Annotated in this window: 16 protein-coding genes; 10 read left to right on the plus strand and 6 right to left on the minus strand. The window is 75.0% G+C overall.

Annotation, left to right across the window (positions count from 1 at the left end):
* Positions 1-614 (minus strand): NADH-quinone oxidoreductase subunit C (locus tag AB0L34_RS28845; protein ID WP_363708213.1); only part of this gene is annotated, 614 nt, incomplete at its 3' end.
* 148 nt (positions 615-762) lie between these two features.
* Here AB0L34_RS28845 and AB0L34_RS28850 point away from each other — a divergent pair.
* The gene (locus tag AB0L34_RS28850) at positions 763-1,809 is read left to right on the plus strand and encodes a glucose 1-dehydrogenase (protein WP_357460141.1); all 1,047 of its coding nucleotides are present in this window, start codon (positions 763-765) and stop codon (positions 1,807-1,809) included.
* A gap of 6 nt (positions 1,810-1,815) precedes the next feature.
* Here AB0L34_RS28850 and AB0L34_RS28855 read toward each other — a convergent pair whose 3' ends face one another.
* Positions 1,816-3,132: a DUF2252 domain-containing protein gene (locus AB0L34_RS28855; protein ID WP_357460139.1), complete on the minus strand. Its 1,317-nt coding sequence runs from the start codon at positions 3,130-3,132 to the stop codon at positions 1,816-1,818.
* Between the two features lie 99 nt (positions 3,133-3,231).
* The gene (locus AB0L34_RS28860) at positions 3,232-3,822 is read right to left on the minus strand and encodes an NADH-quinone oxidoreductase subunit B family protein (RefSeq protein ID WP_363708215.1); all 591 of its coding nucleotides are present in this window, start codon (positions 3,820-3,822) and stop codon (positions 3,232-3,234) included.
* Positions 3,823-4,053: 231 nt separating this feature from the next.
* On the opposite strand from AB0L34_RS28860, the gene AB0L34_RS28865 reads away from it, so the two are divergent.
* The 3 genes from AB0L34_RS28865 (at position 4,054) to AB0L34_RS28875 (ending at position 6,495) form a co-directional block, all read left to right on the plus strand.
* The gene (locus AB0L34_RS28865) at positions 4,054-4,983 is read left to right on the plus strand and encodes a hypothetical protein (RefSeq protein ID WP_363708217.1); all 930 of its coding nucleotides are present in this window, start codon (positions 4,054-4,056) and stop codon (positions 4,981-4,983) included.
* 104 nt (positions 4,984-5,087) lie between these two features.
* The gene (locus AB0L34_RS28870) at positions 5,088-5,627 is read left to right on the plus strand and encodes a SigE family RNA polymerase sigma factor (RefSeq protein ID WP_357460133.1); all 540 of its coding nucleotides are present in this window, start codon (positions 5,088-5,090) and stop codon (positions 5,625-5,627) included.
* A gap of 1 nt (position 5,628) precedes the next feature.
* Entirely contained in the window at positions 5,629-6,495 is an 867-nt protein-coding gene (locus AB0L34_RS28875; RefSeq protein WP_363708219.1) for a hypothetical protein, read from the plus strand.
* 52 nt (positions 6,496-6,547) lie between these two features.
* Here the strand turns inward: AB0L34_RS28875 and AB0L34_RS28880 are convergent, their stop codons facing one another.
* The 3 genes from AB0L34_RS28880 to AB0L34_RS28890 are packed head-to-tail and all read right to left on the minus strand — an operon-like array spanning position 6,548 to position 9,908.
* Positions 6,548-8,056, minus strand: coding sequence for an aminotransferase class V-fold PLP-dependent enzyme (locus AB0L34_RS28880; RefSeq protein ID WP_363708221.1), 1,509 nt, complete (start codon positions 8,054-8,056; stop codon positions 6,548-6,550).
* A complete protein-coding gene (locus AB0L34_RS28885; RefSeq protein WP_363708223.1) occupies positions 8,053-9,561 on the minus strand; it encodes an MFS transporter in 1,509 nt (502 codons plus the stop codon). The genes AB0L34_RS28880 and AB0L34_RS28885 overlap by 4 nt, the downstream gene beginning before the upstream one ends.
* Positions 9,562-9,593: 32 nt before the next feature.
* Positions 9,594-9,908 (minus strand): MGMT family protein, encoded by a 315-nt coding sequence (locus AB0L34_RS28890; protein WP_350711609.1) that lies wholly within the window; start codon positions 9,906-9,908, stop codon positions 9,594-9,596.
* 61 nt (positions 9,909-9,969) lie between these two features.
* Here AB0L34_RS28890 and proB point away from each other — a divergent pair, with 61 nt between their 5' ends.
* The 6 genes from proB to AB0L34_RS28920 form a co-directional block, all read left to right on the plus strand.
* A complete protein-coding gene (proB, locus tag AB0L34_RS28895) occupies positions 9,970-11,079 on the plus strand; it encodes a glutamate 5-kinase (protein WP_357692649.1) in 1,110 nt (369 codons plus the stop codon).
* 11 nt (positions 11,080-11,090) lie between these two features.
* Positions 11,091-12,335 (plus strand): glutamate-5-semialdehyde dehydrogenase, encoded by a 1,245-nt coding sequence (locus AB0L34_RS28900; protein ID WP_363708225.1) that lies wholly within the window; start codon positions 11,091-11,093, stop codon positions 12,333-12,335.
* A 75-nt stretch (positions 12,336-12,410) separates the two neighbouring features.
* Positions 12,411-12,809, plus strand: coding sequence for a YbaB/EbfC family nucleoid-associated protein (locus AB0L34_RS28905; protein ID WP_363708227.1), 399 nt, complete (start codon positions 12,411-12,413; stop codon positions 12,807-12,809).
* 4 nt (positions 12,810-12,813) lie between these two features.
* A complete protein-coding gene (locus AB0L34_RS28910; RefSeq protein ID WP_363708229.1) occupies positions 12,814-13,137 on the plus strand; it encodes a hypothetical protein in 324 nt (107 codons plus the stop codon).
* Between the two features lie 21 nt (positions 13,138-13,158).
* A complete protein-coding gene (locus tag AB0L34_RS28915; protein WP_363708231.1) occupies positions 13,159-13,653 on the plus strand; it encodes a hypothetical protein in 495 nt (164 codons plus the stop codon).
* Positions 13,646-13,997 (plus strand): hypothetical protein (locus AB0L34_RS28920; protein ID WP_363708233.1); only part of this gene is annotated, 352 nt, incomplete at its 3' end. The genes AB0L34_RS28915 and AB0L34_RS28920, both read left to right, overlap by 8 nt.

A 13,997-nucleotide genomic window follows, 5' to 3' on the forward strand; every position in this document is an offset into this window, starting at 1 on the left:
CGCGGCCCCACCCCCGCACCCCCCGCCCCGCCCGCCCTCCGCGACGTCCCCCCGACCCCCGGCGCGGGCACGCCCGGCGGGCGGACCGGTCGGCGCCCGCCCCCGGCCTCGGACTCGCCCGGTTCCTTGGCGCCCGGCCACGGCTTGGCCACCCGGGAGGCGAGCACGAACTCCTTGCGCAGCGGGTGCCCCTCGAACTCGGGGGGCAGCAGCAGCGGCGCCAGCCCGGCGTGGCCGGGGAAGTCGATGCCGAACATCTCGTGCGTCTCCCGCTCGTGCCAGGCGGCGCCCGGGTAGACGTCGACCACCGAGGCGACGGCCGGCGCCTCGCGGGGGACGCGGGTGCGCAGCAGGAGGCCGTGCCGGTGGGTGGTGGACCAGAGGTGCGCCACCACGTCGAAGCCGCCGGCCAGCTCGTCGACGGCGGAGAGCCAGTCGAAGAAGTCGCAGGCCAGCTCCGCGTCGTCGCGGGCCACGCGGAGCGCGTCCGGCCAGGCCGCCGGGGGTACGTCGACGGTGGCGCGGGCGTGCGCCTGACCGCCGGAGACCGACGGGGTGGCCTCGGCGGACGCGAGCAGCGCGACCATCCGCTGGCCGACCTCTTCCGGAGTCATGCCGCTGATCCTAGGGCCTCTCCCGCGGGGGCCGCCGGAGCGAGCCGAGGCCCCCGGGCGGCGGACGGGCCCCGGCGGTCCCGCCGCTTCGCGGGCGATCTGGCCGCTTTGCCCGGCGGCGGGCCGGCCGGCGGGGAAAGATGAGGCCGTGCGTGCTGTGACTGTCGCCCCTGGTGTCGCCGACTCCCTGCGGCTGGTGGAGGACCATCCCGAGCCGTCGCCCGAGGAGGGCTCGATCCTGGTCGAGGCGCTGTCGGTCGGGATCTGCGGCACCGACCACGAGATCATCGCCGGCGAGTACGGCGAGGCGCCGCCCGGCACGGACCGGCTGGTGCTGGGGCACGAGTCGCTGGGCCGGGTGCTGGAGGACCCGACCGGCACCCTGCAACCCGGCGACCTGGTGGCCGGCATCGTCCGGCACCCCGACCCGGTGCCCTGCCCGAACTGCGCGGTCGGCGAGTGGGACATGTGCCGCAACGGGCAGTTCACCGAGCACGGCATCAAGGCGCTGCCCGGCTTCGCCCGGGACCGGTGGCGGGTGCAACCCCGGTTCGCCGTCGGGCTGGACCGGGCGCTCGCCCCGGTCGGCATGCTGCTGGAGCCGACCAGCGTGGTGGCGAAGGCGTGGGACCACATCGAGCGGATCGGCGCCCGCGCCGAGTGGCAGCCGCAGACCGTGCTGGTCACCGGGGCCGGGCCGATCGGCCTGCTGGCCGCGCTGCTGGCCACGCAGCGCGGGCTCGCCGTGCACGTGCTGGACCGCAGCACCACCGGGCCGAAGCCGGAGCTGGTCCGGGCGCTCGGGGCGACCTACCACACCGTGCCAGTCAGCGAGCTGGACTTCGCACCGGACGTGGTGCTGGAGTGCACCGGGGCGCCGGTCGTCGTCCTGGACGTGATGTGCCAGGCCGGGCCGACCGGCATCGTCTGCCTGACCGGGGTGTCCAGCGGCGGGCGGACCATCGACTTCGACGCGGGGGCGCTCAACCGCGCCCTGGTGCTGGAGAACAACGTGGTGTTCGGGTCGGTGAACGCCAACCGGCGGCACTGGGACCAGGCCGCCGAGGCGCTGACCCGCGCCGACCAGTCGTGGCTCAGCTCGCTGATCACCCGCCGCGTGCCGGTGGAGGCGTACGCCGAGGCGTACACCTCCGAACCGGACGACATCAAGGTGGTGCTGGAGTTCGCCTCCTGACGCCGCTCAGAGGCCGGGCAGCCGCCCGTTGCGGAACAGGTCGACGAAGAGCTGGTGATCCTGCCGGGCCCGCACCCCGTACGCGTGGGCGAAGTCGACGAGGTGCGCGACGAAACCCGCCTCGTCGGCGTCCACCGCCGCCACGATGGCCTCCTCGGTGGAGTAGTCCACCAGGTCGTGGCTCGACTCGTCGTCGGCGACCGAGTGCATCCGGGCGACCGCCCGGCCCAGGTCGGCCAGCACCCCGGCCAGTTCCTCCGGCTCGTTCACGTCGGCCCAGTCGAGGTCGGCCGCGTACGGGGAGACCTCGGCGACGAGCTGGCCGACCCCGTCCAGCTCGGTGAAGCCCAGCCACGGGTCGGCGTGCGCCTGCAGCGCCCGCTGCGACTCGGCGGTGCGGTGCCCCTGATGCTGGAAGTAGCCCGCGATCGACTCGTCGGCGATGTGCCGGGCGACCGCCGGCACCTGGGCCTGCTTCATGTAGATGACGACGTCGTTCTCCAACGCCTGGGTGTGCCCCTCCAGCAGCAGGTTGTACGACGGCAGCCCGGCCGAGCCGATGCCCACCCCCTTGCGCAGCACCACGTCCTTGATGTGTGCCGCCACCGGGCGCAGCCGGGCCGAGGAGACCGGCAGCGTGCCGAGGTAGGCCTCGAACGCGGCGCACACCTTCGCCCGGGTCTCGCCGTCGACCTCGAAGACGCCGTCGCCGAGGGAGAACCGCCGCTCGTAGTTGTCGATGGTGGTCTGCGTGGCGAGCAGGTCGACCCGGGTGTTGAGCCGGGCCTGCTGGAGCACCCGGCGCAGCACCCCGTCGGCGTTGTCCAGGGTGATCGAGCCGATCGCGTCGTCGCCGCCGGCGGCGATGGCCCGCAGCTCCGTCAGGTACGACCCGGCGAAGCCGGCGACCAGGTCGCTGATCGCCCGGTCGGAGAGCGCCTTGGCGTAGCCGAGCAGGGCCACGCTGGCCGCCAGGCGCTTCAGGTCCCAGCTGAACGGCCCGACGTACGCCTCGTCGAAGTCGTTGACGTTGAACACGAGCTGCCCGGAGGCGTTCATGTACGTGCCGAAGTTCTCCGCGTGCAGGTCGCCGTGGATCCACACCCGGCTGGTCCGCTCGTCGAGGAACCGGTCGTCGGCGAAGTCGCCGAGCTGGTCGGCGTAGAACAGCGAGGCGCTGCCCCGGTAGAAGGCGAACGGCGACGCGGCCATCTTGCGGAACTTGCGCCGGAAGGCGGCCGGGTCGAGCGCCATCGACTCGCCGAACTCCTCGGTGAGCACGTGGACGATGTGGGCGGAACGCTGGTCCGCGGACTGGCTCATGGTGCGCAGGCTAGCCCCCGCCGACCACCCGGGGGTGTCGTCCGACCGACCGGCCCTTCCCGGCCCGACGGCCGGGGTCGGCGCGGGCGGGGACGCGCCTCAGCGGGCGGGCGGGCGGACCGGCGGGGCGGTCAGCGACTCCGCCGAGCGCGGGACCGCGCCGGTGGAGCCGGCGTCGGCGGGCGGGGCGTCGACCGGCGCGGCGAGCGCGTCCGGCCGGGGCACCCCGCCGATCCCGGACTGCTCGGCGGCGATCTTCTCCTGGAGGCGCAGGATGCCGTGCAGCAGCGCCTCTGGCCGGGGCGGGCAGCCGGGCACGTAGACGTCGACGGGGATGAGCTGGTCGACGCCCTTGGTCACCGAGTAGGAGTCCCAGTAGGGGCCGCCGCAGTTGGAGCACGCGCCGAACGAGATCACGTACTTCGGCTCGGGCATCTGGTCGTAGAGCCGCTTGATCGCGGGGGCCATCTTGTCGGTGACCGTCCCGGAGACGACCATGAGGTCGGCCTGCCGGGGGCCGTGCGCGAACGGGATCACGCCGAGCCGCATGAAGTCGTGCCGGCCCATGCTGGTGGCGATGAACTCGATCGCGCAGCAGGCCAGGCCGAAGTTGAAGACCCAGAGTGAGTAGCGGCGGCCCCAGTTCAGCACGAACCGGATCGGCTCGCCGAGCACTCCCGGCACCTGCACGACCGCCTCCTTCCCCGAGCCCGCCCCAAGTCAACCACAGCCGCCGTCGGCACCGACCGGTCGCTCCGCGCCGCCGGCCGCCGGCGCCCCGACCGCACCACTGTCGGGTAGGCGACGTCAGTTCGTGTTCGTCCGGTCGCAACCGTTCCCGGGGGTGACAGGTGTCTTGCCCGTAACACCGCCCGACGGCGAGGGCCGCGGGCGGAACACGGGGAACTGGAGGACACGAACATGGCCCGTACCATCGCCCGTCGGCTCGCCGCCGGCATCCTGGGCGCGGGGCTCGCCCTGCTCGGCGCGGCGGCGCCCGCCGCGCAGGCCGCAGCCGTGCCCGCCGACACGTCGGTGTCGGTCGGCCAACTGGTGCTCGAACCGACCGATCGTGGGTACGCCGGCAGCCTGCCGGTGACCGTCACCTACCGGGGCGTGCAGGCGGGCACCCTCAACCTGACCGTCACCGAGCCGGTGCCGGGTGCCTTCGCCGGGCTCACCCCGGCGGAGCCGTGCTTCTCCGGCAGCCCGAACCCGGTGCGCACGATCTACTGCACGGTTCCCGGCGGGACCCTTCAGCCGGGTGAGCGCCGACGGTTCACCGTCGACTTCCGGGTGTCGACCACCCCGCGCGACCACGCCATGTCCGCCTCGGCGGGTCGGGTGGCGGTGGAGACCGGGGACGCCAACCCGACCAACGACACCAGCGAGTTCAGCACGTTGTTCCGCTCCACCACCGGCTCGCTGCGCGACCCGCAGCCGTACGTCTGGGACACCCTGACGGACGCGTCGCTGGCGGTGGGGGCGGCGACCCTGACCCGGCAGGAGGACGGGAGCTGGCGGGGCCGGCTGCCGGTGACCGTGCGGGTCGCGGGCGACGCCGCGCACGACGCGTACTGGCTGGAGCCGACGCTGCCGGCCGGGGTCAGCCTCGCCGGCATCGAGCCGGAGGAGACCTGCGCCGGCGCCTGCGCCGTGCCCGGCGGGCGGTTCCTGCCGGGCGAGGAGCGCACCGTGTCGCTGCTGCTCCGCGCGCCCGCGGAGGTCGCCCCGGGCGACCTGGGCACGGGCTCGGTACGGCTGTACGCCGTATTCGGCTGGGACGGCGAGCGGCTCGACGTCGACCCGGCCGACAACACCGCCGCGTTCACCGTCACCGCCGTCGACTGACGACAATGACGCAAACCGATGCGCGGCCGTGGGTGACCCCGCGGCCGCGCACCACCCCTCCGCCAGCCGGGACGGAGCGACCGACGATCGAGGTGAGGGCCGCGGTGGTGGAGGATGCCGGTCCCGGCTTCGACGATGTCTACCGCCACCACTTCCAGCCGCTGGTGGTGCAGTTGTACGCGTTCGTCGGCGACATGGGCGAGGCCCAGGACCTGGTGCAGGAGGCGTTCAGCCGGGCGTGGCCGCGCTGGCACCGGATCGCCCGGTACGACGACCCGGTGGCCTGGGTCCGCCGGGTGGCCTGGAACGCGGGCATCAGCCGGTGGCGCCGGCTGCGAACGGCCCGGCTGTTCCACCAGCGCCAGCGGCTGGAGGTGGTGGACGGACCGGGCCCGGACCGGGTCGCGCTCGCCACCGCACTCCGTACGCTGCCGGCCCAGCAGCGACGCGCGGTGGTGCTGTACTACCTGGCCGAACTGACTGTCGGCGAGATCGCCGAGGAGTGCGCGGTGGCCCCCGGAACGGTCAAGTCCTGGCTGCACCGCGCCCGCACGACACTCGCCGCCAGCCTCTCCGACAACGGCCCGGAGCATCCGGACGGCAGCCGCCCGGCGGCAACCCCGACCCGAAGGACGGTGGACTGAGATGGACCAGCGGGACCTGGGTCCTGACCGGCTGGCGGGCGCCTTCGCCGAACTGCGCTCCGCCGGTCTGCGTCAGGTCACCGACCCTGATCCGGACGAGCCGCGCCGTCGGGCGTACCGCCGGCTGCGCAACCGGACCGCCGTCCCGGCGGTGGCGACGGCGGTCGTCCTGCTGGCCGGCGCGGTGGGGCTGGCCGGGAGCGCAGTCCGCCTGCCGCCCTCGCCGGCGACGGCGACCGACCCCACCGACCTTCCCTCCACCTGGCCCTCGACCGCATCGACCCCGCCCGACCCGTCACCGTCCAGCCCGTCCGCGGCCCCGAGCGGCGGCACCCCCTCGGCGACGCCGAGCCGCACGGCCACGCCGGCACCGCCCACCGGCGCGCCGGCCCCGTCCGGGCCCCGCCCCGGCGGTGGCCCGTCGGCGACCTCGGCCCGGTACGTCGACCTGTCGATCGACGCCCCGCGCGCCCTCACCCTGCAACCGTCCGACGGCGCCTACACCGGCTGGCTCGACGTCACCATGGCCAACGCCGGCACCCGCCCGTACGACAGCGGGGACCTGATCGTGGTGCTGCCGGTGGAGGCGACGATCAACCTCGACGGCACCGGCGTCGGCGGTTGCTTCCACCAGGGCGGGGACGACGACACGAAGACGATGTTCTGCACCGGTGACAGCCAGATCCCGGCGGGGGGCTCCCGGTCGTACCGGTTCCGGGTGCGGGTGGACGTCGCGCCGGGCGGGCCGGCCCGCACACTCACCGGCTTCGCGCTGACCGTCCGGGCGAACGTGCGGGGCGCCTTCCCCGCCGACCGCACCCCCGCCGACAACACCGCTCCGACCGAACTCAGGCTGCCCGCCGCGTGACCCGACGGCGCCGGTAGGAAGTGACCGGCGGCGGCACGGGCGCCGCCGCCGGTCACCAGGTCGGGCGTTGCAGCAAACCGACGAACTCCACGAGCAGCCGTTCCCGCAGCGCGGGCGGCGCGGCGTTGAGCAGCGTGTTCACCACCGCCGTCCGCCCCGGCACCGGGCTCGCCGGGGCGTCCGCGCCGGTCGGGGCCGGGTCGCCCAGGCCCAGCCCGGCGGCCAGTCCGGCGACCAACTCCGGGGTGAGCGCGTCGGGGGTCAGCGTGGTGGCGAGGGCGAGCAGCTCGCCGGGGAGCGCGACCGGCCCGGCCGCCCGGGCGGCGGCCACCGCGTCGGCCAGGGCGGGGCCGAACTCGGGCACCCGGGGCGCCACCGCGGCGGTCACGGTCAGGTGCACGCTCGGCGGCAGGTCGGCGTACGTGAGCTGGGGCTGGGTGTGCCAGCCCCGGGCGGTCAGCTCGTCGACCAGCACGAAGAGGTCCAGCCCCGGGTCGGTGGCGGTGAAGCAGACGACGGTCGACTCCGGCTCGGCCATCAGCCGCAGCCCGTCGACCGCGCGGACGGCGTCGGCCAGCCCGGCCACGGCGTCCCGCGTCGCCGCCGCGAGCCGCAGGTAGCCGTCGTCGCCGAGGTGCCGCAGGGTGGCGTACGCGGCGGCGATCGGGCCTCCGGAGCGGGTCGAGGCGATGACCGGGTTGACCATCGTGTAGCCGGGCCAGTCCGCGTACGCGAAGTACTGCGGGGCGCGCAGCGCAGGGTCGCGGTGCAGCAGCGCCGACACCCCCTTCGGGGCGTACGCGTACTTGTGCAGGTCGACCGAGATCGAGGTGACCCCGGGGACGGCGAAGTCGAACGGCGGCACGGGCGCCCCGAGCCGGCGCAGGTACGGCAGGGTCCAGCCGCCGAAGCAGGCGTCGACGTGGCAGCGCACCCCGGCCTCGGCGGCCGCCCCGGCGATCTCGGTGACCGGGTCGACGACGCCGTGCGCGTACGACGGGGCGGAGCAGGCCACGAGGACGGTCTCCGGGCCGATGGCGGCGGCCACGTCGGCGGCGGCGGGCCGGAGTGTGGCCGCCGAGACGGGCACCGGGTCCACCGCGACCCGCAGGTAGTGGGCCGCCTTGGCGAACGCGGCGTGCGCGCTGGCCGGCACCACGATCCGGGGCGCGGCGATCTCCGGGTGGGCGTCCCGGGCGGCCTTCACGGCCAGGATCAGCGACTCCGTCCCGCCGCTGGTGACGCTGCCGACGGCGTCCGGCGCGGCGCCGCCCGGGCCGCCGTCGAGCAGCCGGGCCGCCGCGCCGACCAGCGCGTTCTCCATCGCCAGCAGCGACGGGAAGGCGGTCGGGTCGAGCCCGTTGACGTGCGCGCTCCCGGCGTGCGCGGCGGCGGCCAGCTCGTCCAGCCCCGGCACCGCCGGGTCGTAGACGTACGCGAAGAGTCGCCCGCCGTGCGTGGGCCGGTCGGCGCTCCGCAGCGCCCGCAGCTCGGCCAGCACCCGCTCGACGGGCACCCCGCTCGCGGGCAGCGCGCTCCGGCCCGGCCTCTCGTCGATCATGGAGTCGTGGTGCCCTTTCCGTGGGGTTCAGCGGCTTTCGTCCCCGCCGCGACCGCCTCGACGGCGGGGCGTGAGGCGGCGCGGGCCTGGGCCTCGGCTTCGGCGAGGCGGGCGGGGGTGAGGTCGTAGGGGCGGAGGAGGAGGACGGCCAGGGCCACCAGGAGTGCGGGCAGGACGGTGAAGCCGAGCAGGATGCCGAGGCGGGCGCCGTCGGACTGGGCGGCGGCGGTGCCGGTGTCGGAGGAGACGTAGCCGCTGAGCTGGAGCACGAGGCCGAAGATGCCCGGACCGAGGGCCAGCCCGAGGGTCTCTCCCGCCGTCCAGAGGCCGGTGAACACGCCGGCCTGCCGCCGGCCGGTGCGCGCCGTGTCGTACGCGATGCAGTCCGGGAGCATGGCGAGGGCGAAGACCTGCTGGCCCGCGTACCCGACGCCGACCAGCGCGACCAGGAGGTAGACCGCCGCCCCCGGCAGCACCGGCGCGGCGACCAGGGCCAGCGCGCCCGCCGCGAAGATCAGCGACGCGGCGACCAGGGCGGTCAACTTGCCGACCCGCGCGCCGACCCGGGTCCAGACCGGCATCACCAGCAGCGCCGGCCCGACGAAGCAGGCGAACAGGACGGTCGGCCCGCCCTCGGGGTCGCGCAGGATCTGGTCGGCGAAGTAGTTGACCCCGGCGAGGATCGTGGCCACCCCGGCGGACTGCACCACGAAGCAGACCAGCAACGCCCGGAACGGCCGGTTGCGCCCGGCGACGGCGAGTTGGGCGCGCAGCGTCGGCTCGCTCGCCCCCACCGTGCCCTCGGGGGCGGACCGGGTGCCGAGGAACGCGCCGAGCGCGCCGGCCACGATCAGCCCGGCGACGAAGAGCCCCATCCAGCGGTGCCCCGCGACGCCACCGCCACCGGCGTCGCGCACCAGCGGGGCCACCGCGCCGGAGACGAGGATGGCCAGTGCCAGCACCGCGATCCGCCAGCTCATCAGCCGGGTACGTTCCGCGTAGTCGCCGGTCAGCTCGGCCGGCATCGCCACGTACGGCACCTGGAAGAAGGCGAAGGCGGTGGCGGTGGCGAGGAACGCGACGGCGACGTACGCCCCAGCGGCCGGTCCGGCCCCGAACGGCGCGGCGAAAATGGCGGCGAAGAGCACACCGAGCGCCACCCCGGCGCCCAGCAGGTACGGCCGGCGGGCGCCCCAGCGCGACCGGGTGCGGTCGGAGATGCGGCCGGCGACCGGGTTGACCAGCACGTCCCACGCCTTCGGCAGGAGCACCAGCAGGGCGGCCGCGCCCGCCGCGACCCCGAGGGTGTCGGTCAGGTAGGGCAGCAGGAGCAGCCCGGGCACGGTGCCGAACGCGCCGGTGGCCAGCGACCCGAGCGCGTACCCCGCGTGCACCCGGCGCGGCAGCCCGGCCCCACCCGACGCGGGCGGGCCGGCGGCCGGCGGCACCGGGACGGCCGGCGCGGCCACGCCCGGGGAGCCGGCTCCACCCGGCGGCGCGTCCATGGGGCCGAATGTTACTCACGTTATGGCGTTGGTCACATCCCCTCTTCCGGGGACCAGCCCGCCGCCCGCATGTCCACCCCGTCGCCGCGCAGCGGCGTGCCCTCGGCACGCAGCCGGGCCCGCGCCTCCCGCTCGTGCCCGGGCGGCAGGCGGCCGGCCGCGTTCACCACCCGGTGCCAGGGCACCCCGCCGCCGTGCCGGGCCATGATCGAGCCGACCAGCCGGGCCGACGCCCGCCCCGAGCGCTCGGCCAGCGCGTCGGCCACCGCCCCGTACGACATCACCCGGCCCGGCGGGATCCGCTCGACCAGTTCCAGCACCGCCTCGACGTACTCGTCAGGTCTCACGAACCGCCACGATATGAGAACGCGACGGGGCGCACCCGCACCGACCACGCAGAATAGGCGGGTGCGCGACGCAGTCACGGCGGCCCGACGGGTCGTCGTCAAGATCGGATCCTCCTCGTTGACCACCGCCGCCGGCGGGCTGGACGACGGGCGGGTCGACGCGCTCGTCGGCACCCTCGGCGCACTCGCCGCCGACGGCCGCGAGGTCGTGCTGGTCAGCTCCGGCGCGATCGCCGCCGGCCTCGCCCCGCTCGGGCTGGCCCGGCGCCCGCGCGACCTGGCCACCCAGCAGGCCGCCGCCAGCGTCGGGCAGGGCCTGCTCATCGGCCGGTACGCGACCGCCTTCGCCCGGCACGGGCTGACCGTCGGGCAGGTGCTGCTCACCGTCGACGACGTGACCCGGCGGGCGCACTACCGCAACGCGTACCGCACCCTGCGCAAGCTGCTCGACCTGCGGGCGGTGCCGATCGTCAACGAGAACGACACGGTGGCCACCGAGGAGATCCGGTTCGGCGACAACGACCGGCTGGCCGCCCTCGTCGCCGCCCTGGTCCACGCCGACCTGCTGGTGCTCCTCTCGGACGTGGACGCCCTCTGGACCGGCGACCCCACCCGCCCGGGCTCCAGCCGGATCAGCGAGGTGCGCGACGAGCGGGACCTCAGTGGCGTCGACATCGGCGGCGCGGGGCGGGCCGGGGTGGGCACCGGCGGCATGGTGACGAAGGTGGAGGCCGCCCGGATCGCCACCGGCTTCGGCATCCCGGTGGTGCTGACCGCCGCGCCGCTGGCCGCCCCGGCGCTGGCCGGCGAGCCGGTCGGCACCCTGTTCCACCCGAGCCGCCGGCGCCCGGCGGCCCGGCTCTTCTGGCTGGCCCACGCCACCTCGCCCCGGGGGCGGCTGCACCTCGACCCGGGCGCGGTCGCCGCGGTGGTGGGCCGGCGCAAGTCGCTGCTGCCCGCCGGGATCACCGCCGTGGACGGGGCGTTCACCGCCGGCGACCCGGTCGACCTGGTGGACGTCGAGGGCGCGCCGGTCGCCCGGGGGCTGGTCAACTACGACGCGGTCGAGCTGCCCGGGCTGCTCGGCCGGTCGACCTCGGAACTCGCCGCGGCGCTCGGCCCGGCGTACGAACGGGAGGTCGTCCACCGCGACGACCTCGTGCTGTTGTGAGGAGTGCGGCGATGAGCGTGAGCGAGCAGGCCCGGCGGGCGCGTACGGCGGCGGAGGCGCTGGCCGTCGCCACGCGTACGGCCAAGGACGCCGCGCTGGTCGCGATGGCCGACGCGCTGGTGGCGCGTACGCCGGAGATCCTGGCGGCGAACGAGGCGGACCTGGCGGCCGGGCGCGCGGCCGGGCTGAGCGCGGCCGTGCTGGACCGGCTCGCCCTCGACGCGGGGCGGGTGGCGGGCATCGCCGACGCGCTGCGGCAGATGGCCGCGCTGCCGGACCCGGTGGGCGAGGTGGTCCGCGGTTCGACCCTGCCCAACGGGCTGGAGCTGCGTCAGATCCGGGTGCCGTTCGGTGTGGTGGGCATCATCTACGAGGCCCGGCCGAACGTGACCGTCGACGCCGCCGGCATCTGCCTGAAGTCCGGCAACGCGGCGCTGCTGCGCGGCTCCTCGTCCGCGGCGCACTCCAACGCCGCCCTGGTCGCGGTGCTGCGCGACGCCGTCTCCGGCGCGGGCCTGCCGGCGGACGCGGTGCAACTGCTCGACGCCAGCACCCGCGACTCGGTCAAGGAGCTGATGCGCGCCCGTGGCCTGGTCGACGTGCTGATCCCGCGCGGCGGCGCGTCCCTGATCCGCACGGTGGTGGAGGAGTCGACGGTGCCGGTCATCGAGACCGGCGTCGGCAACTGCCACGTCTACGTCGACGCCGCCGCCGACCTGGCGAAGGCGGTCGCGATCACGCTGAACGCCAAGACGCAGCGGCTGTCCACCTGCAACACGGCCGAGTCGCTGCTGGTGCACGCGGCGGTGGCCGACGCCTTCCTGCCGCCGGTGCTGGCCGCGTTCGCCGACGCGGGCGTGACCGTGCACGGCGACGACCGCGTCGCGGCCCACTCGCCGGCCGTGGTGCCGGCCACCGACGAGGACTTCGCCACCGAGTACCTCTCCGCGGACATCTCGGTCGCCGTCGTCGACTCGCTCGACGCGGCGGTCGCGCACATCCGGCGGTACGGCACGGGGCACACCGAGGCGATCGTCACGGACTCGGCCACCGCCGCCCGGGAGTTCGTGGCCCGGGTGGACGCGGCGGCCGTGATGGTCAACGCCTCGACCCGGTTCACCGACGGCGGGGAGTTCGGCTTCGGCGCCGAGATCGGCATCTCCACGCAGAAGCTGCACGCCCGCGGCCCGATGGGCCTGCCCGAGCTGACCTCCACCAAGTACGTGGTCACCGGGGACGGCCACCTGCGCGGCTGAGCCTCCGTAGTGGAGGGTTGTGCCGGATCGCTAGGCTGGGCCCGGTTGGCACGGCCGCCACGGGGGAGGCGAGGCATGCTGGATGACGGTGCCCTGGAGCAGCAACTGACGCAGGCGCGGGCCGCGTTGCGGGACGCTTCCCGCAACGTTGTCCCCCGGGAGCGGGCGGAGTCGGTGGGAGAGGCCGCCGACGGGCGGATCAGGGTCACCCTCGGCACCGACGGGCGGCTCAGCGCGGTCGAGATCGACCCCCGGGTGCTCCGCGAAGGCTCGGAACACCTCGCCGAGGAGCTGCGCCGGGCGGTGAACGCCGCCCTCGACGGGCAGGAGCCGGCGGTCGACGCCGAGCCGATGCCCGACCTGGCCGCGATGGCCGCCACCCTGGAGCGGATCCAGGACCAGGGCCTGCGGCAGATGCGGGAGATGAGCCTCGCGATCAGCGAGAACATGCGCAAGCTCCAGCAGCGGAGCTGAGCCCGTGGAACCCCTCGACGTCGACATCGACGCGCTGCGCCGGGGCGCCGAGCAGCTCGGCGAGGCCAAGGAGAGCGTGCGCCAGACCTTCGAGTCCTTCCAGGCCGCGGTGGCCGGGTACGAGCAGGCGTTCGGCGGTGACGACATCGGCATGCTGCTCGGCGTCGCGCACCAGGCGTGCGTGGAGGCGGTGGCCGAGTGCCTGGGCACCAACATCACCGAACTGGAGTCGTACGCCGAGAGCCTGCGTGGCATGGCGGACGGCTACCAGGCCGTGGAGGAGGGCGTCTCCGAGGCGTTCCGCTCGATCCTCGGCAAGCTGGGCTGAGCCCGGAAGAGAGGAGTCACCGTGGGTCTGACGCTCCCGGGTGAGCTGGTGTCCCTGCTGTCGATGCTCGGATACGACTGGCCGGAGTCCGACGAGACGGCCATCTTCCAGCTCGCCGGCGAGTGGACCGGCATGGCGGACCGGGTCAACGGCTCGGTCGCCCAGCTGGAGTCGGCGGCGCGGACGGTGCTGGACACCAACCGGGGCGAGAGCATCACCGCCTTCGCCAGCGAGTGGACCGACAAGGAGTCGGCGGCCCGCAACATCGCCGACGCCGCGAACCCGGCCACCGTCATCGGGATCGGCCTGATGGCCGCCGCGGGCGTGGTGCTCGTCCTCAAGATCAACGTGATCGTCCAGCTGATCGTGCTGGCGATCCAGATCGCCCAGGCGATCGCCACGGCGGCGGTCACCTTCGGCGCGTCGCTGCTACAGATCCCGATCTTCAAGACGATCACCGGATTGATCATCGACCAGTTGATCGGCATGGCCGTGGACACGGTCCTCAATGGCTAAGAAGCGGACCACGCCGACCCGGCAGACGCAGCCGAAGGGCGCCAAGATCGTCTCGGCGCACCTGGAGAACGCCGACGTGTTCCGCACCGCCAAGGCGGCCGGCACCACGCCCCGCGGCCCGGCCGTGCTGGTGCTGCGCAACCGCCCGGACTTCGACAAGCGGGACTTCGACCGCAAGGCCAAGGACCTGGTCCGGCTCGGCCAGGAGGGCCGGCTGAGCAAGGCCAAGTCGGACCGGACGTCCAACAGCGTCTACCACCGGGGAGGCCGAGGGACCAAGCCGGGCAACCGGAGCCGCACCAACGTCTTCCGGGACCGGGTGACCCGCCGGCTGACCAGGAACA

The sequence above is a fragment of the Micromonospora sp. NPDC052213 genome, from assembly GCF_040679695.1.
GTDB lineage: Bacteria > Actinomycetota > Actinomycetes > Mycobacteriales > Micromonosporaceae > Micromonospora.

Excerpts from the sequence above, each read along its gene's own strand:
- AB0L34_RS28855 (WP_357460139.1), bottom strand. The coding sequence starts at position 3,132 with ATGAGCCAGTCCGCGGACCAGCGTTCCGCCCACATCGTCCACGTGCTC.
- AB0L34_RS28865 (WP_363708217.1), top strand. The coding sequence starts at position 4,054 with ATGGCCCGTACCATCGCCCGTCGGCTCGCCGCCGGCATCCTGGGCGCG.
- AB0L34_RS28885 (WP_363708223.1), bottom strand. The coding sequence starts at position 9,561 with ATGGACGCGCCGCCGGGTGGAGCCGGCTCCCCGGGCGTGGCCGCGCCG.
- AB0L34_RS28905 (WP_363708227.1), top strand. The coding sequence starts at position 12,411 with ATGCTGGATGACGGTGCCCTGGAGCAGCAACTGACGCAGGCGCGGGCC.
- AB0L34_RS28875 (WP_363708219.1), top strand. The coding sequence starts at position 5,629 with ATGGACCAGCGGGACCTGGGTCCTGACCGGCTGGCGGGCGCCTTCGCC.
- AB0L34_RS28880 (WP_363708221.1), bottom strand. The coding sequence starts at position 8,056 with ATGATCGACGAGAGGCCGGGCCGGAGCGCGCTGCCCGCGAGCGGGGTG.
- AB0L34_RS28900 (WP_363708225.1), top strand. The coding sequence starts at position 11,091 with ATGAGCGTGAGCGAGCAGGCCCGGCGGGCGCGTACGGCGGCGGAGGCG.